The following is a 21,553-nucleotide window of genomic DNA, read 5'->3' on the forward strand; positions in this document are numbered from 1 at the left end:
CTGGCCGCATGTTGTACGAGCACCTCGGGGCTCGCCCCCGCATCCATGACACCGCCGTCATCGCCCCCACCGCCGTCGTCTCCGGAGACGTGGTGATCGGGCCGGGCTGCCAGGTGCTGCACGGCGCCGTGATCACCGCCGAGGGAGGCGCGATCACCCTCGGTGAGCACGTCATCGTCATGGAGAACGCGCTCATCCGGGCGACTGCGGCGAACGCGGTGCACATCGGAGCGCACACCCTGATCGGCACGCTGTCGAGCATCGCCGGTGCGACCGTGGGGGAGGAGACGTTCCTCGCCTCGGGGTCGCGGGTGTTCAACGGCTCCCTGATCGGATCGCGCTGCGAGGTGCGCGTCAATGCGATCGTGCTCCGCCGCGCGGTGCTGCCTGAGGGCACCGTCGTGCCGATCGGCTGGGTGGCTGTCGGCGATCCGGTGCAGCTGTTCTCGCCCGACCGGGAGGAGGAGATCGCGGCGGCGCAGCCCGACCTCGACTTCCCCGGGCACGTCTTCGGGGTCGACCGGGATACCCCCGACCTGATGGTGCAGCTGACGGAGCGCTACGGCAGCTCGCTGGCACGGCATGCGCAGGATGTGAGCCTCGACGCGCACCGCGGGCAGTCCCACGCATGACGGGCGACGTGGGCCTGGTCCGCCCCGCCGTCAGCACGGCCGACGCCGCGCGGATCGCCCTCGACTGCTGGGGGATCGCGGCGACCGCGGAGGAGCTGGGCAGCAACCAGGATCGGAACTTCCTGCTCACCACGCAGGATGGGGCGAAGAGCGTGCTGAGGATCGACAACCCGGTGTTCGGCGATGACGAGCGCGAGGCGCAGCACGTCGCACTCGATGCCTACCGTGACGCAGGCGTCGAGGTCCCGGCGGTCCTCCCGGGGCTCGACGGCGCGCTCACCCAGCGCTGGAACGGCTTCGCCGCGCGGCGCAGCGAGTGCGCGCCGGGCGAGCCGATGGTGGATGCCGGATACCTCGCACCCGTCGTGCTCGCGGAGTTCGGGGCGCTGGCCGGCGCATCCGTGAACGCGCTGTCGGCGCTGGATCATCCCGGCCTCGACCGTCGGCAGATGTGGGACATGCGCGTCGCGTACGAGCAGATCGATGCGCTCGCGCCGTCGATCGCCGATGCCGCGCTCCGGGGACGGGTGCTGCGCGCCGCGGCCAAGGCGCATGCCGCCGTCGAGCCTCTCGCCGAGCGGCTCCCCGTGCAGGCGATCCACGGCGACCTCACGGACGACAACGTGATGGGGGAGCGCGGCGACGACGCACGGCTGCACCCGCGCACGGTGCTCGATCTCGGCGACCTCGGGCTCGGCTGGCGCGTCGCCGAGCTGGCGGTGTGCGCGGCATCGATGCTGCATCACGAGCCGGAGCGGCCGTTGCGGGTGCTCGAGACCATCGCTGCCTTCCACCGTCATGCACCTCTGAGGGACGCGGAGGCGAGAGCGGTCTGGCCGCTCGTGGTGCTGCGCGCTGCCCTGCTGGTCGCGAGCGGGTGGCGTCAGCTGGAGATCGACGGGGACAACGACTACGCGCGTGAGAGGGTCGCGGGCGAGCAGGCGATCTTCGACGCCGCGACACTGCTGCCGCTCGTCGAGATGACAGAGCACGTGCTCGCCACGGTCGGCGTCGATGAGGGCCCCGGCTTCGATGCGGCGGATGTGGTGACCGATCCTGGCGCCGCTCCGCTGGCCGCGCTCCTGCCGGATCTCACCGGTCGCGTCGCCGTGATCGATCCGGGCGTCGAGTCGGCGGACCTCGACGGCGGACGCTGGCTCGAGGAGACGTCGGAGCGGGAACTGGTCGCCGAGGCGATCGAGCTCGGGGGCGCCGTAGCGGTGCTGCCCTACGGGGTGTTCCGACTCACCCGGGCGCGCATCGACGAGGCCGAGTCGGGGGAGACGTGGGCGACGTCGTGCGAACTGCATCTCCCTCCGGGCCCTCGTGTGAGGGTGGCGGCTCCGGCGAGCGGGCGGGTGACGCAACGGGGCGGGGTGGCCCGTCTCGTCCTCGATCTCGACGGTGTTGGAGACGACGGTGTTGGAGACGACGGTGTTGGCGACGACGGTGCTGGCGACGGTGCAGGCGACGACGGTGCTGGCGACGGTCACGACTGGGTGCTGCAGATCTCGGGGCTCGATGCGGAGGAGCGGCGCGAGCGCCCCGTGGACGTCGGCGAGACCGTGGGCTGGATCGCTGCCGCATTCGAGCCGCGGCGCCTGACCGTCGGCATCCACCGCGATGATGCTCCCGAACGTCAGGCGGACGGTGCGCCACTCGTCGCGCCCGAGCGCGTCCCGGCGTGGAGCCGTCTTGCCGCCGACCCCGCCCCGCTGCTCGGGCTGCCGTCGTTCGTGCAGCGCGACGACGCGGCCGCGGAGTTGCGGCGACGTGAGCGGATCTTCGCCTCCGCGCAGGAGCGCTACTACGAGCGTCCTCCGCAGATCGAACGCGGATGGCGGCACCATCTGATCGACACCACAGGGCGCACCTATGTCGACATGGTGAACAACGTCGCCGGCCTCGGTCACGCGCATCCGAAGGTCGCGGAGGCGGCAGGCCGCCAGCTGCGCACCCTGGCCACGAATTCCCGCTTCCTGTTCCGCGACCTCGCGGAGTACAGCGAACGGCTGCTCGCCCTGATGCCGGAAGGAAGCGGGCTCGACACCGTGCTGCTGGTCAACAGCGGCTCCGAGGCGGTCGATCTGGCGATCCGTCTGGCCCAGGCCGCGACCGGACGACGCACGGTCGTCGCACTGCGCGAGGCATATCACGGCTGGACCGCGGCGAGCGATGCGGTCACCACCAGCGCGTACGACAACCCCTCCGCGCTCGAGACGCGTCCCGACTGGGTGCACGTCGCGGATGTGCCCAACCGCTTCCGTGGCACGTATCGAGGGGCGGATGTCGCCGCCGACTACCTCGCCGACCTCGCGAGCGATCTCGACCGGCTGCAGGACGAGGGGCGGGAGGTCGCAGCGTTCCTCTGCGAGTCGATCCTCGGCAACGCGGGCGGCGTGGTGCTCCCCGAGGGCTACCTGGATGGTGCCTATGCGCAGATCCGGGCGGCGGGCGGGCTGTGCATCGCCGACGAGGTGCAGGTCGGGTTCGGGCGGATGGGGTCCGCCTTCTGGGGGTTCGAGCTCGCAGGTGTCGTGCCGGACATCGTCACGATCGCGAAGCCCATGGGCAACGGCTACCCCATCGGCGGTGTGATCACGTCGAAGCGCATCGCGGACGCGCTGTCGACGCAGGGGCAGTTCTTCTCATCGGCCGGAGGCAGCTCGCTCAGCTGTCGTGTCGGACTCGCGGTGCTCGACGCCATGGTCGAGGACGACCTGCAGCGCAACGCCGCCGTGATCGGCGCCCGCCTCGCCGAGGGGCTTCGCGGTCTCGTCGATCGGCATCCGCTGGTGGCCGTCGTGCACGGGGAGGGCCTGTATCTCGGCGTCGAACTCGTGCGTGACCGCGACACGATGGAGCCGGCGGCCGCAGAGGCCGCGGCGATCTGCGAGCGGATGCGCGAGCTCGGTGTGATCGTGCTGACCACCTCCGAGAGATCCAACGTCCTGAAGATCAAGCCGCCGCTGTGCCTCACAGCCGACAGCGCCGACCATGTCGTCGCGATGCTGGATCGGGTGCTCGCCGAAGGATGGTGACCGCGCGACGGGTCTTCGAATCCCGCGGTCGGTCCGATTGTTAAAAGCGCATTTCGAACCGAATTCGCCGTAGCGCAGATGATTCCCTCCGGTCCATACTGTTGCTCAGCGTCGGACGACCCGAAGTCCGACCCATGCGCTGTCCCCCGAGGAGTACCCATGGCCACGAAGACGAAGCCGCTCGCGCAAGGCGGAGGAACGCTGAAGAGAAACCTCGGGCTGTGGGCGATCGTCGGCCTCGGTCTCGGGTACATGACGCCGACCGTCGTGTTCGACACCTTCGGCATGGTCGCCCGAGACACCGACAACGTCGTACCGGCGGCCTACCTCGTCGCCCTGGTCGTGATGGTCTTCACCGCGATCAGCTACGGCAAGATCTCCGGTGCGATCCCGAGCGCCGGGTCCGCATACACGTACGTGCGCGAGTCGATCCACCCGAACCTCGGCTTCATGGTCGGCTGGACGTCGCTCATCGACTACGTGCTGCTGCCGATGGTGAACTGCCTCATCATCCGCAGCTACCTCGAGGCGCTGTTCCCTGAGATCCCCGGGTGGATCTGGGTGGTGCTCTACTGCATCCTCGTCACGAGCATCATCTACCTGACGATGCGCGGTACCTCGAACATGAACATGATCCTGCTGGTGTTCTCGATCGTCGTGATGGCCGTGTTCGTCGTGATGGTCGTCGCACAGCTGATGCGCGGCGACGGTGCGGGCACGGTCGCCTCGCTGACGCCGATCTTCCACGACGGCGCCACCATGGGGGCGGTGCTGATGGGCGCCACGATCGTGTGCTTCTCGTTCATCGGCTTCGATGCCGTCACCATGTACGCGGAGGAGGCGAAGGATCCGAAGATCATGCCGAAGGCGATTCTTCTCACCGTGCTGCTGGGTGGGGCGATCTTCCTGATTTCGGGCTACCTCACGCAGCTGCGTTTCCCCGACTGGAACGAGTTCGCCCCCGGCGGCGACATGCAGTTCGTCGAGGACTCGACGCTGCCGATCATCGGCAACCTGGTCGGCGGCCCCGTGCTCATGGCCGTGCTGACCGCGGCCGGTTTCTGCGCGACCCTGGCCTCCGGTCTCGCCTCGCACGCCTCGGTGTCTCGCATGCTGCTGGTGATGGGGCGCAACAACGTGCTGCCGCAGCGGGCGTTCGGCTACATCAACCCCCGCACCCACACCCCGACGTTCAACATCGTGCTGGTGGGCGCCATCTCGCTGCTCGCGATCCCCTTCACGCTCGAGCTGATCGCGGCGTGGATCAACTTCGGCGCGCTGATCGCCTTCACGTTCGTCAACATCTCGGTGATCGCGTGGTTCGCGATCCGCAAGGGCCGCCGCAAGACCCCGGGCGACATCTTCAGCTTCATCGTGATGCCGGGGATCGGCATGGTGCTCACCGGCCTGTTGTGGGCGAACCTGCACGAGGACGCGCTGCGCGGCGGTCTGGTGTGGACCGCGATCGGGGTGGTCTACCTCGCGATCATCACCAAGGGCTTCCGCAAGAAGGTCGTCGCGTTCGACGAGAACCAGGCGGTGACCGGGTACAACAAGGTGGTCAAGGTGCCGGTCGACGAGAGTTGACCCGCTCCGGTCGCGATATGTCAGCTCAAAAGGTGGAAACAGCTGACATATCGCGACCGGAAGGTCAGATGACGCCCTGAGCGAGCATCGCGGCGGCGACGCGCTCGAAGCCGGCGATGTTGGCCCCGGCCACGTAGTCGCCGGGGACGCCGTGCCGCTCCGCGGCGTCGAAGGCGGCGCCATGGATGTCGCCCATGATCTCGCGGAGCTTGTTCTCGCTGTCGCCGAAGCTCCAGCGCTGACGGGAGGCGTTCTGGCTCATCTCGAGCGCCGAGGTCGCGACGCCACCGGCGTTCGCGGCCTTGCCGGGGGCGAACAGCACTCCGGCCTTCTGGAAGGCGTCGACGGCGTCGGGCACGCAGGGCATGTTCGCACCTTCCGACACCGCGCGCACGCCGTTGGCGATCAGGGCCTCTGCATCGGCCAGGGAGACCTCGTTCTGCGTGGCGGAGGGCACCGCGATGTCGACGGGCACCTCCCACACGCTGCCGCCTTCCACGAAGCGGGCGCTCGGGCGACGGTTGGCGTACTCGACGATGCGGGCGCGCTCGACCTCCTTGATCTGACGCAGCAGGTCGAGGTCGATGCCGGCGTCGTCGACGACGTAGCCGGACGAGTCGGACGCCGTGACCGCGGTCGCACCGAGCTGGGTGGCCTTCTGGATCGCGTAGATGGCCACGTTGCCGGAGCCCGAGATGCCGACGCGCTTGCCGTCGAGGGAGTCGCCGTGCACGGCGAGCATCTCCTGCGCGAAGAACACCGCGCCGTAGCCGGTGGCCTCGGTGCGCACCTCGGCCCCGCCCCATCCGGTGCCCTTGCCCGTGAACATGCCCGACTCGTGGCGGTTGGTGACCTTGCGGTACTGGCCGAACAGGTAGCCGATCTCGCGGCCGCCGACGCCGATGTCGCCCGCGGGGACGTCGGTGTGCTCGCCGAGGTGCCGGTAGAGCTCGTTCATGAACGACTGGCAGAAGCGCATGACCTCGGCGTCGGAGCGGCCGTGCGGGTCGAAGTCGGACCCGCCCTTGCCGCCGCCGATGCCCTGACCGGTGAGCGCGTTCTTGAAGATCTGCTCGAAGCCCAGGAACTTGATGATCGACAGGTTCACCGAGGGGTGGAAGCGCAGCCCGCCCTTGTACGGGCCGAGCACGGAGGAGAACTGGATGCGGTAGCCGCGGTTGACGTGCAGCTTCCCGGCGTCGTCGATCCACGGCACACGGAAGAGGATCTGGCGCTCGGGCTCGACCAGGCGCTCGAGGATGCCGCCGTCGACGTATTCCGGGTGACGCTCCAGGACGGGTGCGATCGAGTGCAGCACCTCGTGGACGGCCTGGTGGAACTCCGGCTCGTGCGGGCTGCGGGAGAGCACCGTGTCGAAGACAGGCTGCACGGAGTCGGCGAGCGGATGGAAGTCAGCAGGGGACGTAGCGGTCACGCGGAAGGGCTTTCTGGTGGGGGATGGGGTGCGGGCGATCGTGTCGCGCGCGAAAGCAGAGCCGGGTGAGGCGGAGGTTTCACTCTAGCGTCGGCCACAGCCGCGTCAGCGCACCCGGCGGGAGGGCTCGGGTCACCCGGTGTTCTGCAGCCCGGCGGCGACCCCGCTGACCGAGAGCAGCAGCAGCCGCTGCTGCTCCGCGTCGGCTCCGGAGCCGGTCGGGCCGTGATCCGCCGAACGCAGGGCACGCAGCGCCCGGAGCTGCAGGAGCGAGAGGGCGTCGACGTAGGGGCTGCGCAGCTGCACGGCCCGCTGCAGCACGGGCTTGTTCTCGAGGAGTCCGGTGCCGCCGGTGAGACGGATCACCCAGCGCCGCGTGAGGGCGAGCTCGTCCAGCACGAGCTGGGCCAGGTCGTCGCGGTCGCCGAGGGCGAGGTACTGGCGGGCGATGCGCTCGTCGGTCTTGGCGAGGCTCATCGCGACGTTGTCGATCATGGTGCGCAGCAGCGGCCACTCCCGGTACGCCTCGACGAGAAGTTCCTCGTCGCCGACGGCTTGCAGGGCGGAGCCGAGTCCGAACCAGCCGGCGAGGTTGATGCGGGCCTGCGTCCAGGCGAACACCCACGGGATGGCGCGGAGGTCCTCCAGCGACTCGACCGACAACCCGCGTCGTGCCGGGCGCGAGCCGAGCGCGAGCAGACCGATCTCCTCCATCGGGGTCACGGTGGCGAACCACGATGCGAACCCCTCGGCCTTCACCAGCGAGAAGAAGCGCTCACGAGAGGCCGCGTCCATCGCCGAGGCGACCTCGGCGTAGCGCTCTGCCGCACGGCTGGTGCGCTCCTCCTCGGTGGGGGACGACGCCAGCAGGGTGGCCGCGGCGACCTGGTCGATGTGCCGCATCGCGATCGCGGGCTCGCCGTAGCGCGCGAAGATGACCTCGCCCTGCTCGGTGAGCTTGAACCGGCCGTCGACGGAGTGCGGCGGCTGCGCCAGGATCGCCGAGTTGGCAGGCCCGCCCCCTCGTCCGAGTGCGCCGCCACGACCGTGGAAGAGCGTCAGCTCGATGTCGTTGTCCTGCGCCCAGCGGGCGATCTTCTCCTGGGCTTCGTACAGCGCCAGGTTCGCGGCGACGGGGCCCACGTCCTTCGACGAGTCCGAGTAGCCGAGCATGACCTCGAGCCGGTTGCCGGTCGCGGCCATGCGCTCGCGGAACTCCGGGAAGGTCACGGCCTCGGCGAGGATGCCCGGGGCGGCCTGGAGGTCGGCGAAGGTCTCGAACAGCGGCACGACGTCGAGCACAGGCGCATCGTCGCCGAGCGCGTATCGGGCGAGACGGTGCACGTTGGCGAGGTCGGAGGCTGCCTGGGTGAAGGAGACGACGTACCGCCCGGCCGCACGCAGACCCCGGTCGTGCTGGATGTCCGCGATCGCGCGGAAGACGTCGAGCACCTCTTCGGTCTGTGCGCTGACGGCTTCGCCCGCATCGAGCTCGGCAAGAGCCTTCGCGTGCACCTGGGAGTGCTGACGCACCTCGAGCTCGGTCAGGTGGAAGCCATAGGTCTCGACCTGCCAGATGAGGTGCTGCACCCCGCCGAACGCGTGGCGCTTCGCGCCGGCATCCGCGAGCGACGCCTGCACCGCCCGCAGGTCGGCGAGCAGTTCCTCGGGACGCGCGTAGGGCTGGCCGCCGTCTCCGCGGCGGGTGTCGGCGACGCGGCGCGCCAGCACGAGCAGCACGCGACGGTGCGGCTCATCGGGGGAGCGGGTGGCGAGCTCGGCCGCCAGGTCGGGCTCCGTCTGGGCGAAGCGCTCCCAGAGCGCCGTGACCTCGGCGCTCGGCGGCGTGTCGTCGGCGGCGAGAGTGAGGGTCCGGCCGATGCGCCCCAGCGCGCGCTCGAGGCCGCGGAGCACATGGTCCGCCGCGATCTGCGACGCCTCCCGCGTGACGGAGGCCGTGACGAACGGGTTGCCGTCGCGGTCACCGCCCACCCAGGAGCCGATGCGCACGAACGCGGGGACCACCGGAGCGCTCGCACCCGAATCGTCTCCGCGGAGGGCATCGTCGATACGGCGGTAGACGTGCGGCACCGTGGTGAAGAGCGTCTCGTCGAACACACCCATCACGGTGCGCACCTCGTCGGTCGGAGTCGGCTTCTGCGACCGCAGCGGGGCCGTGCGCCAGAGCGTGTCGATCTCCTCCAGCATGCGCCGGCGCGCACGGTGCTCCTCCGCACCGCGTTCGCTCGCCGCATCGTGCTGTGTGAGCAGCTCGGACAGACGGCGGATGCTCGACGACACCGCGCGACGGCGGGCTTCGGTCGGGTGCGCGGTGAAGACCGGGTGGAAGCGGAGCCCCTCCAGCCGACGTCGCGCCTCGTCGTCCCCCACCTCGGTGCGCAGGCGCGCGTATGCGGTGGCGACGGTGTCCGCGGTGTCCTCGCGACCCGGCTGGCCGGCGCGCTCGCGCAGCACACGCACGCGCTGATGCTCCTCCGCGAGGTTCACGAGGTGGAAGTAGCAGGTGAAGGCGCGGGCGACCTCATCGGCACGGGCGACCGTGAACGACTCGGCGATGGCCGCGGCGCGCTCGAAGGCGTCCGAGGTCTCGTCCTCATAGGCCTGGATCGTGGCGAGGCGCAGACGTTCGACGTCGTCGAACAGGTCGTCGCCACCGGCCTCGCGCAGCACCTGACCGAGCAGCTGGCCCAGCATGCGGACATCGGTGCGCATGGCATCGGGGATGCCCTGGCCCGCCTCGAATCGGCCGATCACGCGGATGGCCTCGGTGTTCGTGGGTTCGGAGAAGGAGTGTGCGGGGGTCACCCCTCGAGAGTATCCCGCGTGCGAGGGGTCGCCTGCACGCATGACGACGCACTGCGTCACTGCGCCATCGGAGGCCCGCAGCACGTGTGCGACCTACGATGGACGGGATGCGCATCTCAGCGAACCCCCTCCGCGGACAGCAGTTCCCCGCCGTCCTCCTCCTTATCGCGGCCGGTCTCGGCCTGCTGCTCGCGAACCTCCCGACGCATGATGCGCTCGCCGCCTTCCTCGACGTCCACATCGCCGTGCCAGGCACCGCCCTCGACCTGTCGATCGCGCACTGGGTGTCCGACGGTCTCCTCGCCGTCTTCTTCCTGGTCGTGGCCATCGAGCTGCGCCACGAGCTCACCCACGGTGAACTCGATTCCCCGCGCAAGGCGGTGCAGCCTGCCATCGCGGCCACCGGAGGAGTGCTCGTCCCGATCGCGGTCTACCTGCTGATCGCCGGTGGGGACGGCGTCACGGCACCGGGCTGGCCCATCCCGACGGCGACCGACATCGCCTTCGCGCTCGGGGTGCTGGCGATGTTCGGCAAGGGACTCCCGTCCCGGGTGCGCGTCTTCCTGCTCGCCCTGGCGATCCTCGACGACATCATCGGGATCGTCTTCATCGCCGTGCTGTTCGCCGTCGATGTGCAGTGGCTGCTGTTCGGACTCGCGATCGTTGGCGTGGCCGTGTTCTGGGCGCTGAGCCGACTCCTGCATGCGAAGGGCCACCCACTAATCGCCGTTGCCATGGTCCTGGTCGGCGTCGTCACCTGGGGTCTGGTCGCCTCCTCCGGCATCCACGCGACGATCGCCGGCGTGCTGCTCGGACTCGTGATGGCACCCGTCCCCGCCGAGCGCACGAGACATGCGCTCGAGCCGACGGTGAACGGGGCGATCCTGCCGCTGTTCGCCTTCGTCGCGGCGTTCGTCGTGATCCCCGCCGTCTCGATCACGCAGCTGTCCCCGGCATTCTGGGCGATCGTGGTCGCCCTGCCGGTGGGCAAGATCATCGGCATCTCGCTGTTCGGCTGGATCGCGATGCGCATCCGCCCGAAGGGATCGGACCCGGCGTTGCCGTTCGCCGACATCCTCTCGGCCGGCGCTCTCGGCGGCATCGGGTTCACGGTGTCCCTGTTGTTGGCGAACCTCGCTTTCGCGGAGGATGGCGGCATCAGGGATCAGGCGATCCTCGGTGTGCTGGTGGGCTCGCTGATCGCGCTGGTGCTCTCCGGCATCATCGTGTCGCTGCGTGCGCGCTGGTACCGTCGGCTCTCATCCGCATCGTCGTGATCGCGCGTCGTGATCGCGCGTCGTGATCGCGCGTCGTGATCGGTCGCCGTCGTGAACCGGTCATCGGGAGAAGGAGGAACCGTGAGCGTTGAATCCGAGGTCCGCTCGCCCGGGGAGGACCCGCTGCGCGAGGCTGCCGAGACCATGCGCGCGGTCAGGGAGCGCTGCGTGTGGTCGCAGCAGATCACGCATCGCGACCTCGTGCCCTATCTGATCGAGGAGTCGCACGAGGTGATCGATGCCGTCGAGGTCGGCTCTCGCGACGACCTGCGCGAGGAGCTGGGGGATCTGCTCTGGCAGGTGCTGTTCCACGCGGCGATCGCCGCGCAGGACCCGGACGATCCGTTCGACATCGACGACGTGGCGCAGACGCTCACGGAGAAGATGGTGCGTCGTCATCCGCATGTGTTCGCCGGGGAGGTGGCTGAGACTCCCGAGCAGGTGCTGGTGCACTGGAACGCCGCGAAGGCCGCGGAGAAGCGCACCCGACGCAGCGTGCTCGACGGAGTGCCGCGCGGGATGCCGGCGCTCGCGCTCGCGCAGAAGATCGCCGGGCGTGCCATCGGCGCAGGAGTGCCCGTCGAGCGGGTCGCCTCTGCCGCCGCCCCCGCCTCGGAGGAAGAGCTGGGGGACGCGCTCCTCGCGCTGGTGGCGACCGCCCGCGAGCAGGGGTGGGACGCCGAGCGCGCCCTCCGCGAGCGGCTGCGTGCGCTGGAAGACGACGTGCGGGCCACGGAAGCCGCATCCTGATGCCCGCGCGCCTGCCCCGGCACGACCGAGTCGGCGGACCTGGGAAGATGGAACCGTGGCTACCGTGAACCCGCCGCGCGGCATGCGCGACATCCTCCCCGCCGACAAGGCCCGCCGTGAGCGCGTGCTCTCCGTCATCCGCGAGCGCTATCTCGCGCATGGATTCGACGAGATCGAGACGCCCGTCGTCGAGGAGTACGACCGTCTGCATGCCGGCATCGGTGGCGACAACGAGAAGCTCTCGTACAACATCCTCCGCCGTGGCCTGGATGCCGACGCGATCCGCGCCGCCGCCGACGACCCTGCAGCGCTCTCCGACCTCGGCCTCCGCTACGACCTGACGGTGCCGCTCGCGCGTTTCTACGCGAGCAACCGCGGTCAACTGCCGACCGTCTTCCGCTCGATCCAGATCGGACCGGTCTGGCGGGCGGAGCGCCCGCAGAAGGGCCGCTACCGCCAGTTCGTGCAGTGCGACATCGACATCATGGGGGACGACACCGCACGCGCCGAGGCCGAGCTGATGGTCGCCTCGCTCGACGCGGTCGACGCCCTCGGCCTCGACGGGGCGACCGTGCGCATCAACGATCGCCGGGTGCTGGAGTGGATGCTCGACAGCTTCGGGTTCACCGCCGAGGAGCGTCCCGGCGTGCTCATCACGATCGACAAGCTCGACAAGATCGGTCCGGAGGGAGTGGCGACCGAGCTCCGTGAGCGCAGCGCATCGACCGCAGCCGCCGACGCGTTCGACGCCTTCCTCCGCCGCCCGCAGACGCTGGAGTACAACCCCTTCGGCGAGCGGCAGATCCGCAAGGCGCTGCCCGACGGAGCTCCGGCCGACCTGGTCGAGCACCTGGTCGGCATCGGCGAGGCCGTGGCTGCGGGACGGGGACAGTCCGACATCCCGCTCGTCTTCGACCCATTCCTCGTGCGCGGCATGGGGTACTACACGGGCACGATCTTCGAACTCGCGCATCCGTCCGTCAGCTACTCCCTCGGCGGTGGCGGACGCTACGACGGCATGATCGGTCGGTTCCTCGGGCAGCAGGTGCCCGCGGTGGGCTTCTCGCTCGGGTTCGAGCGCCTCGTCGACCTGATCGCCGAGGAGTCGGACGTCACGACGAACGCGGTCGTGCTGATCCACGACGCCGACGTTCCGGTGCACGAGCTCGTCACGCACAAGGCTGCGCTCATCGCGGACGGCGCCAGGGTCCGACTCGAGCGCCGCACCAAGAACGTCAAGGCGCTGCTCGAGCGTTCGGCGGCCGACGGCTACACCTCGTTCGCGATCGTGTCCGCCGGTGCCGCAGACCTGGAGCTCAAGCCCCTGTCCTGAGCCTCCTGCGGCCGGCATCCGCCGGTGCGCGTTCACGCCGCGTTCACGCCGACGGGGTGCAATCGTGGGGTGAGTCGCATCGGCACCGCGTTCGTCGTCCGCATCGTCCTGGCGGGTGCCGCTCTGGCCATCGTCCTCGGGGTCGTCCGCATCGTGCTGGTGCAGCAGGCCGCGCTCGCCCGAAGGCGGATCGGGAAGCCGCTGGGGGAGCACTCCCTCGATGCGGATCGGGTCTGGCGCCGCTCCCTCGGCGGCGAGCCGCTGGAGCTGCTGGTGCTCGGCGACTCGATCGCGGCCGGGCTCGGTGCCGAGCGCCGCAAGGAGACTCTCGACGCTCGACTCGCGAAGGCGACGGGGCGCCGGTTGCAGCGACCGGTGCGGTTGCGCACGGTGGCCGTCGTAGGGTCGGAGTCTCGCGATCTGCCGAGCCAGTTCGATGCGCTCCCCGAGAGGTACCTTCCGCACGTCGCCGTGATCGTCGTCGGCGGCAACGACGTGACGCACCGACTGCCTCCTGCGCTGTCGGAACAGCATCTGCATGAGGCGATCCGCAGGCTGCGCGGCATGGATGCCGAGGTCGTCGTCGGCACGTGTCCCGACCTGGGCGCGCTCCGCGCCGTGCCGCAGCCGTTGCGGCGGATCGCCTCCGGTCTGTCGCGCCGCCTGGCCGAGATCCAGGCCGAGACGGCGCGGCGGGCGGGCGCGGAGCCGGTCGATCTGCGTCGAGCGGTGGGTCCGATGTTCTTCGACGAGCCCGAGGCGATGTTCAGCCTCGACCGCTTCCACCCGAGCGCCCTGGGCTACCGCCGTACGGCCGAGGCACTGCTTCCGGCGGTGTGCCGCGCGGCGGAGCGGTCGCTCAGCTCGCCTCGTCCGCAGGAGACCCGCTGAACGACGCCGCCCACTCCGCCACTCGACGACTGCTCTCCTCGTCCGAGATGTCCTCGACGCGCGTCATCACAGACCAGCGCACCCCGAACGGATCGCGGATGCTGGCGAAGCGATCACCGGAGACGAAGGGTGCGGGTGCTTCGCGCACGGTCGCTCCCGCGGCGACCGCCTTCTCGACGACCGCATCGACGTCCGCGACGTACAGCCCCATCGAGTAGCAGTCGTCGTCGCCACCGGGGGAGCGCACGAGGTGGTACTCGGGATTGGGCTCCCCGAGCTGGAGCAGGCCGAGGCCGAAGTCCAGGTCGGCGTGCGCGACCACGCCGCCGAACTCGGTCACGTCGACGACTCTGGCCCCGAAGACGTCGCGGTAGAACGCGATGGCCTGCTTCGCGTCGGGGATGGCGAGGAAGGGGGTGAGCGAGGTGGCGCTGTGCGGGCGCCCGTTCGTCGTGTACGTGCCGTTCGCGCCGGCCGTGGGGGTGTGCGTCGTGGTGTGGTCTGTGCTCATGACGCCACGGTAGAACGGGCGATGCGGCGGCGGCTTGAAGATCCGCGACAGCCTCGCCCTGTCGGCGTCGGGGCCTACGCTGGGCCGATGGTGAATCCGACCCGCGGGGTGCTCTACCCCGCTCGCCTTCCGCAGTTCCACCGGCTGCCACCGCCGCCGGCAGCCGCGGAGCTGGTGGAGTGGTTCTGGATCCCGGAGTGGGACATCGAGCCTGGGCGTTCGTCACGGCAGGAGATCGTGGCGTATCCGGCGCTGAACCTGGTCGTCGACGCGAACACCGTCACGCTCGCCGGAGCGACGACGCGGGCGTCGCACCGCGATCTGCGGGGGAGCGGCTGGGCCGTCGGGGCGCTGCTGCGTCCGGCAGCGGTCGCCGTGCTGATCGACGATCCGGCGTCTCTCGTCGACGACGAGCGGGAACTCGACGACGGGAGCGGTACCGGCGCGCTGCGCGCTGCCGTCGTGTCGACGATGAGCTCGGGCGAGGGGCGACGCGAGCGGGCGGTCGAGGCCTTCTCTCAGTGGCTCGAGGATCGTGCGGGGCCGGTCGGCGAACCGGCACGCCAGGCCAACGCGTTCATGGATGTCCTGATGGGCGATGGCGCCGCGCTCACCCCCGAGGAGGCCGCCACGAGGTTGGCCGTCTCGGTGCGCACCCTGCAGCGGATGACCCACCGCCACGTGGGGCTCTCGCCCGCCGCGATGATCCGACGTCGGCGGCTGCAGGAGGCGGCGCAGCGAGTGCGAGAGAACCCGGAGACTGACCTGGCCTCGATCGCCGCCGAGCTCGGCTACGCGGATCACGCGCATCTCACGCGCGACTTCCAGGCGGTCCTCGGCATCGCACCGCGCATGTACCGCTCCCAGGCGCGGGGCTGACCGCGGCGCGTCGAGCTCAGGCGTGCGCCGGGCTCAGGCTCTTTCGAACCGCAGCCGCAGCAGCCGGTATCCGACCCCGAGGAGGACGACCCCCGCACCGATCAGTGAGGCCAGCACGGGAAGAGTGTTCACCAGCACCAGGCAGCCGAGCGCTCCGAGCACGTGCAGCACCCGTGGATACCGACGCGCGGACCCGCTCTGACGGAATGCGGCGGCGTTCGCGATCAGGTAGTACAGCAGCACGCCGAAGGAGGAGAAGCCGATGGCGCCGCGCAGGTCGGCGATGAGGACGATCGCGACCACGATGAGCGCGATGGCGATCTCCGCGCGCTGCGGGACCTGATGGCGCCGATCGATCTTCGCGAGGAATCGAGGGACGTCACCCTCGCGAGCCATGGCCAGGGCCGTACGACCGATCCCGGTGAGCAGAGCCAGCAGGGCACCGAGGGAGGCGGCGGCAGCAGCGACGCGGATCACGGGCGCCCAGGCAGATGCCCCGGCGGCCACCAGTACATCGACCAGAGGAGCGGTCGAATCGGTCGCACCGGCGCCGAGCACCAGGACGACGACGAGTCCCACCAGCGCGTACACGACGACCGTGCCGCCCAGCGCCAGCACGATGGCACGGGGGATCGTGCGTCCGGGATCGACGACCTCCTCACCCATGGTCGCGATCCGGGCGTACCCCGCGAATGCGAAGAACAGCAGGCCGGCCCCCTGGAGCACTCCGTAGGCCGTGGCATCGGGGAGGGGGGTCGGGTTCGCCGCCGGAGCGCCGGCGAACCCGAAGACCACGACGACCGCGAGGCCGAGCAGGGAGCACACCACGAGGATGCGGGTGACCAGGGCGGTGCGGGTCACGCCGAGGCAGTTCACGGCGGCGAGCAGCACGACAGCGGCGACCGCGACGGGCAGCTGCCAGCCGGCCGGTGCCGCGTAGGCGGCGAACGTCATGGCCATCGCCGCGCAGCTCGCGATCTTGCCGATCACGAAGCTCCATCCCGCGATGAAGCCCCACCAGGGGCCTATCTCCGCGCGGGCGTAGGCATAGGTGCCACCCGCGACCGGGTGGGCGGCGGCGAGCTGCGCTGATGAGGTGGCATTGGCGTATGCGACGACCGCGGCGATCGCGAGGGCGATGAGGACGCCGCTGCCAGCGACCCCGATCGCGGGAGCCCACACGGAGAAGACACCGGCGCCGATCATCGAGCCGAGACCGATGGCGACCGCGTCTCCGAGCGTCAGGCGACGGGCGAGGGGCATCCCGTCATCGTGTCACGCGCCGGTGAACGGCGGGTGAAGAGGCGTGCGAGCGTGACGGCACGACGGCCAGTGCGGGCAGCGTGAGGGTCGCCGGCGCCGTGCCGCCGACGCGGACGGTCTGATCGCTGGGGATGAGCCGCGAGTGGTCGCGCACCGGGTCCTCGGTTCCGGGGTTGCGCAGGTGCAGCGGGTGCGCGCCCGACGACACCTGCACGCGCAGGCGTGACCCCGCCGCGAACCGGTGGGCGAGAGGCGCGAGTTCGAGACGGATCCGGCCCGCCTCGTCTGTGTGCGTCTCGTCCGTGTGCACCTCTTCCGGCCGAAGGCGCCGGTAGCCGTCGGTGAGCGCCCGCGAGACCCCTCGCGCGTCCACCTCGCACAGACGCACGAACAGATCGGCGCGCGGGTTCGAGGACGCGAAGGACAGCGTGATCGTGGGCGTGCCGATGACGAGGAGGTCGTCGGGAAGCCGGTCGCCCGTGAAGACGAGCACATCCGCCCGGCGTTCGCGGGTGTGCTGGTGGCGGCGCCCGGCGGAGAACGGATTGAGGGTCCTGCCGCCCGCATCCGGGGTCGGGGCCGCCGGATCGTAGCGGTACGTGAGGTCGGCCGCGGGGCTGGCGACGCCCGTGCCGTCGAGGCGCCCGTCGCGGGTGAGCTCCAGCTCCACGGCCGTATACGGCGGGGGCCAGCTGTCCAGCTCCCGCCAGCCGCCGCCACCTGTCACGTCGATGCGCACCCCTTCGGTCTGCGCCGTTCCGGTGAACGAGCGCAGCACCTCGCGGACGCCGATGACGGTGATGTCGGGCGCCCCGTGCACCCAGTCGCCGACGATGAGGCGCACCGGACGACCCGCATCGCGCAGGGCCGCGTAGTCGTCGAGCTGGCCCACGAGGAACAGATCCTGCCAGCCGGCGACCAGCGTGACGGGCGGGATGGAGTCGACGTCCTGCGCGAAGTGCATCGGCTCCCACCAGGGATCCCCCTGATCGCTGTGCTCGACCCAGTCGCGGTAGAACTGCGGATCGGCGCCTCGGGCCACGCGCACGGCATCCGCCGGCGGGACGGCGAGCGCGCCGCGACGGAATCCGCGCCGGGCACGCAGCAGCGCCCAGGCCTTCGACGGCAGCGCCCGCTCCTGGATGTCGAGGGCGTATGCCCACGTGAGCGGGGTGTCGATCGAGAATCCGCCGCCCGGGTAGAGGATGGCATCGTCGAAGCGCCGCGCGGAGATGGCGATGCCGAGCGCGTCGGGGCGGTCGGCGCCGTCGCAGTACGCCCACTGGGTCACCCCGAAGTAGCTCCCGCCCCACGAGTGCACGCGTCCGGTCGCCCACGGCTGCGCGCGCAGCCACCGCATCGTCGCCTGCCCGTCGGCGGCCTCGTCGTGCAGCGGATCGAACGTCCCGCCGGAGCCGAAGGTGCCGCGACAGCTCTGCACGACCACATGGTGCCCTCGCTCGGCCAGGAAGAGCGCGACGCCGGCGATCCCGTCGCGGCCGTACGGCGTGCGGATCAGGATGGTGTCGCCTCCGGATCCTTCCGCGTGCCAGTGGTCGGTGAGGAGCGCGGCGCCGTCGTCCGACGCCACCCGGATGCCGGTCGTCCGGACGACGTCCTGGTGCGTCTTCGCCGGCATGTCGGCGACGCGGGCGAGCCGCCGGTACTCGCGCCGCGCGGCGCCGCCCAGGCGGGGAGCATCGGTCATCGCACGCCCTTCACTCGGGTGACCGTGAACGCGGCGATCACGGCCATCACGACCGCGCCGATGTAGAGGGCCGCGAAGTTCTCACCTGTGGGCGAGCCTATGCGGGTCGCGAAGAATCCGAAAACGGGGACGAGGATGCCCGGCAGCAGGTAGGCGAGAGCCACGATGCCGAGGTCCTTGCCTGCGTCCTCGACCGAGGGGAGGCACTCCGTCATCAGTGCGACGTCGGCGGCGATGTAGGCGCCCTGCCCCGCCCCGACGATCGCGATGCCGACGAGGAAGAAGGCGATGTCGCCGAAGGAGATCGCGAGGATGAGCCCTCCGGCGCTCGCGAGGGCGCCGATGATGACGCTCGGCTTGCGGCGACCCGTGCGATCGGAGATCACGCTGAACACGAACGCCATGACCAGGTTCATCAGCGTGAAGGCCGCTGTGGCCTGAGTCTGCACGGCGGCGATCTCGGTCGGGTCGTCGATGCCGAAGCGGCCGGAGATCGTGAGGTAGAGATAGCTCGTGACCGAGACGATCGACGCGGTCATGAAGAAGCGGCACACCCACGCCCATGCGAAGTCCGGGTAGCGACGCGGACTCAACCAGAAGGTGGCGAGCACCCCGCTCCAGTCGAGCGGCTCGGCTGGCAGCAGTCGCCGGATGTCCTTCAGCGTGAAGAACAGGGTGAGTGCGAGGACCACGGAGAGGCCGCCGGGGATCAGGAACATGCCGATCTGGCCCATGGGTGCGACGATGCCCGCGAGGGAGACTCCGCCGAGGATGCCGATGGCGGTGGCCGCTCCGGTGACGGCGGACATGATCGCGCGGATGCTGCGGCGGATCTGATCCGCGAACAGGGTGTGCACGGTCATCGACACGGCGCCCCATCCGACGAGGACCAGGATCGTGCCGACGCCGAGCACGAGGAGGTTCGGCGCGGTCGCCTGGATCACGTAGCCGATCAGGGCGATCAGCGCGCCGGAGAGGATCCAGGGGCGGCGGATGCCGAGGCGGGACATCGAGCGGTCGCTGAGCCGACCGAAGATCGGCGTCGTGATGAGGATGGCGGCGCCGCCGAGGGTGAGGATGATGCTGAGGTTGCCCGTCGCCTGGTCGGGGTCCCATTCCTTGAGCAGCTGCGGGATCGCGACACCGGCGACGCCCTGGGCGATGCCGGAGCCGAACCACGCGAGCACGAAGGTGATCCAGAACAGGCGCGTCTGGCGCTGTCCGGGGATCGCGTCGGCGGTGAGCGGGGGAGCGGGATCTGCGGGGAAAACGGGATCGACGGCGTGGGTGGACATCTTCGTCTCCTGGTCTCGGTCGGGGTGGGAACTGTTCATGGCCGCGTGCCGGTGGTGGTCACGGCTCCGGCGGACGGTCGGGGCATCGGATGGGGAGTCGGCGCGGTAGGCACCGGCGAGCTCTTCGACGAAGGCGTCGCGCCATTCGCGGGCTCCCTCCCAGCATCCGGTGAGCCCGGGAGACGCGTGGTCGTGCCCGAGTCCGATGTGCAGCACGACGGGGACGCCTGCTTCACGCAGGCTGTCGGCGTACGCGATGGCACCGTCGCGGAGCGGGTCGTACTCGGCGGCGAGGATGAGTGCGGGCGCGAGCCCGCGGTGATCCGGCGCATCCAGTGGTGAGGCCTCGGCGAGCGGCGCTCCCGCGCGATACAGCCCGGCGAGGTGCTCGATGCCCGTGCGCTCGGCGGGCCGAAGGCGGCGGTGCATCGAGTCGCCGAACAGCCGCAGTGCCGCGGGCAGCACTTCGAGCGCCTGGTGATGCAGCGGCTCTCCGGCGTCGCGCAGGCGTAGAGCGGTGGTCGCCGCGATCGTCGCCCCCGCGGAGTTGCCTCCGACACCGAGCCGGTCGGCATCGACGTCGAGTTCGGCGGCGCGCTCGCGGAGGTCGGCGAGAGCGGCCACGGCGTCGTCGACGGGGGCGGGGAACGGGTGCTCGGGAGCCAGACGGTACTCGAGCGCGACGATCTGCACTCCTGACCGCAGCGCGCGATCCGCGCACAGGCGGTCGTTGAGGATCTCGTCGATCGTGCCGCCCGTCCACCCGCCGCCGTGCAGCCACAGCATCGTCGGCATCGCCCCGATCGCCGACGTCGGGCGGAACCGACGGGCACGCAGCGGTTCCGCTCCGCCCGACACCACGAGATCGTCGATCTCCACCTCGGCGGGAACGGGAGCGGTGAACTCGACGGCGAGGCGGTCGCTCAACTCGCGCTGCGCCCGGCGACGGGCTGCCATCTCGCGAGACTCGAGGTCGGGGAGCGTCGCGGAGAGTTCGCCGATGCGCTGGATCCAATCGCGGATCTCGGGACCCAACGGCGGCTCGAGGTACTCGGGAGCGCTCATGCGGTCGCTCCTGGGTGGAGCGTGCGCAGCTCGGAGACGACGAGACGGTGTGCGACGTCTGCGGAGGGCACGAACCCGGTCGATCCCAGCGAGCCGTGGGTCTGTCCGATGAAGCGCATCGCCGTCACCGGCACGCCGGCCGCCGAGAGTGCGCGCGCATAGGCTTCCCCGTCACCACGCAGGGGGTCGAGCTCCGAGGTGAGGATCAGTGCCGGCGGCAGGCCTTCGTGAGAGGCGGCCCGCAGCGGGGAGGCGTACGGTCGGCGTGCCGCCGCGGCATCGTCTCCGACGTACTGACGCACGAGCGTCCGGCCGACCGCGCGCACGATGACGCCAGGCATGCGGGCATCGATGCCACTCATGTCGGCATGTCCCATGGTCAGATCGAGGGCGGGATTCTCCAGCAGCTGCAGCGCGATCGGATGCGCGGAGCGATCACGGTTCATGAGCGTCACGGCCGCGGCGAGGTCGCCTCCCGACGATGCTCCGCCGATGGCGATCCTCTCGGGCGACGCCCCCAGCTCCTCCGCGTGCGCGTGGGTCCATTCGAACGCCGACCAGCACTGCTCCGGCTGCGTGGGGAAGCGCTCCTCCGGCGCATGGGCGTAATCGGCGGCGACGATCACGATGCCGGCGTCGTGTGCTCTGACCCGGAAGCGCGCATCCCACGAGACCCAGTCGATGCCCGCGATGGTGAACCCGCCGCCGTAGAAGTACACGAGCACGGGGAGCCCCGACCCTGGCGGTGTGCGCTCCTCACCGGGCCAGTAGACCCGCACGCGCACGTCGGGGTGCCCGTCGACCGGGACGATGTGGTCCTCGGTGGCGGTCGGCAGCGGGGTGATACCCAGCGCGGCGCTCACGGCGTCGTCATTCTGAGCCGCGACCCGGCGGCGGCCCGCGGGGTCTGCGGGCTCCGGGGCGAGCAGCGGAGCGACGCGTTCCTCCCACGCCGCCACCGCGCTGTCGAGCGCGGGGCGTCGGAACCGGGACCGTGCTGTCGGCATCGGGCATCTCCTTCGATGGGTTCGCGTCTCGGCGGGGTTCCCGCGAGACGAGT

General features: G+C 70.5%; 15 protein-coding genes. 8 read left to right on the forward strand and 7 right to left on the reverse strand.

The features are described from left to right. Positions 1–8 precede the first annotated feature (8 nt). From FFS56_RS14835 to FFS56_RS14845, 3 genes are all read left to right on the forward strand, one after another. Entirely contained in the window at positions 9–632 is a 624-nt protein-coding gene (locus tag FFS56_RS14835; protein WP_127012424.1) for a gamma carbonic anhydrase family protein, read from the forward strand. Beyond that, positions 629–3,673 (forward strand): aminotransferase, encoded by a 3,045-nt coding sequence (locus FFS56_RS14840; protein WP_171011020.1) that lies wholly within the window; start codon positions 629–631, stop codon positions 3,671–3,673. The genes FFS56_RS14835 and FFS56_RS14840 overlap by 4 nt, the downstream gene beginning before the upstream one ends. Before the next feature lie 159 nt (positions 3,674–3,832). After that, positions 3,833–5,260: an APC family permease gene (locus FFS56_RS14845; RefSeq protein WP_231589750.1), complete on the forward strand. Its 1,428-nt coding sequence runs from the start codon at positions 3,833–3,835 to the stop codon at positions 5,258–5,260. A 64-nt stretch (positions 5,261–5,324) separates the two neighbouring features. Here FFS56_RS14845 and gdhA read toward each other — a convergent pair whose 3' ends face one another. Together gdhA and FFS56_RS14855 are read right to left on the reverse strand one after the other, a co-directional pair. Next, positions 5,325–6,695 carry an NADP-specific glutamate dehydrogenase gene (gene gdhA, locus FFS56_RS14850; protein WP_113681030.1) on the reverse strand — a complete coding sequence of 457 codons (1,371 nt, stop codon included), beginning with the start codon at positions 6,693–6,695 and terminating at the stop codon, positions 5,325–5,327. A gap of 132 nt (positions 6,696–6,827) precedes the next feature. Further along, entirely contained in the window at positions 6,828–9,521 is a 2,694-nt protein-coding gene (locus FFS56_RS14855) for a phosphoenolpyruvate carboxylase (protein WP_046749651.1), read from the reverse strand. Positions 9,522–9,628: 107 nt separating this feature from the next. Here FFS56_RS14855 and nhaA point away from each other — a divergent pair, with 107 nt between their 5' ends. The 4 genes from nhaA to FFS56_RS14875 all read left to right on the forward strand — a co-directional run bounded on the left by nhaA (position 9,629) and on the right by FFS56_RS14875 (position 13,772). Continuing rightward, positions 9,629–10,798 carry a Na+/H+ antiporter NhaA gene (gene nhaA, locus FFS56_RS14860; protein ID WP_127012423.1) on the forward strand — a complete coding sequence of 390 codons (1,170 nt, stop codon included), beginning with the start codon at positions 9,629–9,631 and terminating at the stop codon, positions 10,796–10,798. A 144-nt stretch (positions 10,799–10,942) separates the two neighbouring features. After that, positions 10,943–11,548, forward strand: a complete 606-nt coding sequence (locus FFS56_RS14865; protein WP_233437424.1) for a MazG family protein — start codon at positions 10,943–10,945, stop codon at positions 11,546–11,548. A gap of 82 nt (positions 11,549–11,630) precedes the next feature. Further along, a complete protein-coding gene (gene hisS, locus FFS56_RS14870) occupies positions 11,631–12,881 on the forward strand; it encodes a histidine--tRNA ligase (protein WP_058632511.1) in 1,251 nt (416 codons plus the stop codon). Between the two features lie 69 nt (positions 12,882–12,950). Beyond that, a complete protein-coding gene (locus FFS56_RS14875) occupies positions 12,951–13,772 on the forward strand; it encodes an SGNH/GDSL hydrolase family protein (RefSeq protein ID WP_249352989.1) in 822 nt (273 codons plus the stop codon). On the opposite strand, the gene FFS56_RS14880 is transcribed toward FFS56_RS14875, so the two are convergent. Then, complete coding sequence (locus FFS56_RS14880; protein ID WP_046749648.1) at positions 13,741–14,283, reverse strand: VOC family protein; 543 nt, start codon at positions 14,281–14,283, stop codon at positions 13,741–13,743. The genes FFS56_RS14875 and FFS56_RS14880 overlap by 32 nt on opposite strands. A gap of 87 nt (positions 14,284–14,370) precedes the next feature. Here FFS56_RS14880 and FFS56_RS14885 point away from each other — a divergent pair, with 87 nt between their 5' ends. Beyond that, a complete protein-coding gene (locus FFS56_RS14885) occupies positions 14,371–15,162 on the forward strand; it encodes a helix-turn-helix domain-containing protein (RefSeq protein ID WP_127012421.1) in 792 nt (263 codons plus the stop codon). Positions 15,163–15,195: 33 nt separating this feature from the next. Here FFS56_RS14885 and FFS56_RS14890 read toward each other — a convergent pair whose 3' ends face one another. From FFS56_RS14890 to FFS56_RS14905, 4 genes are read right to left on the reverse strand one after another with little or no spacing between them, the layout of a single operon-like run. Next, complete coding sequence (locus FFS56_RS14890; protein ID WP_046749646.1) at positions 15,196–16,425, reverse strand: amino acid permease; 1,230 nt, start codon at positions 16,423–16,425, stop codon at positions 15,196–15,198. Positions 16,426–16,429: 4 nt separating this feature from the next. Next, positions 16,430–18,133, reverse strand: coding sequence for a CocE/NonD family hydrolase (locus FFS56_RS14895; RefSeq protein ID WP_127012420.1), 1,704 nt, complete (start codon positions 18,131–18,133; stop codon positions 16,430–16,432). Then, the gene (locus tag FFS56_RS14900) at positions 18,130–20,493 is read right to left on the reverse strand and encodes an MFS transporter (RefSeq protein ID WP_127012419.1); all 2,364 of its coding nucleotides are present in this window, start codon (positions 20,491–20,493) and stop codon (positions 18,130–18,132) included. Before FFS56_RS14900 ends, FFS56_RS14895 begins: the two co-directional genes overlap by 4 nt. Beyond that, entirely contained in the window at positions 20,490–21,500 is a 1,011-nt protein-coding gene (locus FFS56_RS14905; RefSeq protein ID WP_046749645.1) for an alpha/beta hydrolase, read from the reverse strand. Before FFS56_RS14905 ends, FFS56_RS14900 begins: the two co-directional genes overlap by 4 nt. Between the last annotated feature and the right edge of the window lie 53 nt (positions 21,501–21,553).

The organism is Microbacterium sp. Beta, from assembly GCF_005502545.1.
GTDB classification, from domain to species: domain Bacteria; phylum Actinomycetota; class Actinomycetes; order Actinomycetales; family Microbacteriaceae; genus Microbacterium; species Microbacterium oxydans.

Bases quoted from the DNA above. Each gene is read 5' to 3' on its own strand.
- FFS56_RS14835 (WP_127012424.1), top strand. From the start codon at position 9: ATGTTGTACGAGCACCTCGGGGCTCGCCCCCGCATCCATGACACCGCC.
- FFS56_RS14840 (WP_171011020.1), top strand. From the start codon at position 629: ATGACGGGCGACGTGGGCCTGGTCCGCCCCGCCGTCAGCACGGCCGAC.
- FFS56_RS14845 (WP_231589750.1), top strand. From the start codon at position 3,833: ATGGCCACGAAGACGAAGCCGCTCGCGCAAGGCGGAGGAACGCTGAAG.
- nhaA (WP_127012423.1), top strand. From the start codon at position 9,629: ATGCGCATCTCAGCGAACCCCCTCCGCGGACAGCAGTTCCCCGCCGTC.
- FFS56_RS14865 (WP_233437424.1), top strand. From the start codon at position 10,943: ATGCGCGCGGTCAGGGAGCGCTGCGTGTGGTCGCAGCAGATCACGCAT.
- hisS (WP_058632511.1), top strand. From the start codon at position 11,631: ATGCGCGACATCCTCCCCGCCGACAAGGCCCGCCGTGAGCGCGTGCTC.
- FFS56_RS14880 (WP_046749648.1), bottom strand. From the start codon at position 14,283: ATGAGCACAGACCACACCACGACGCACACCCCCACGGCCGGCGCGAAC.
- FFS56_RS14885 (WP_127012421.1), top strand. From the start codon at position 14,371: ATGGTGAATCCGACCCGCGGGGTGCTCTACCCCGCTCGCCTTCCGCAG.
- FFS56_RS14890 (WP_046749646.1), bottom strand. From the start codon at position 16,425: ATGCCCCTCGCCCGTCGCCTGACGCTCGGAGACGCGGTCGCCATCGGT.
- FFS56_RS14895 (WP_127012420.1), bottom strand. From the start codon at position 18,133: ATGACCGATGCTCCCCGCCTGGGCGGCGCCGCGCGGCGCGAGTACCGG.
- FFS56_RS14900 (WP_127012419.1), bottom strand. From the start codon at position 20,493: ATGAGCGCTCCCGAGTACCTCGAGCCGCCGTTGGGTCCCGAGATCCGC.
- FFS56_RS14905 (WP_046749645.1), bottom strand. From the start codon at position 21,500: ATGCCGACAGCACGGTCCCGGTTCCGACGCCCCGCGCTCGACAGCGCG.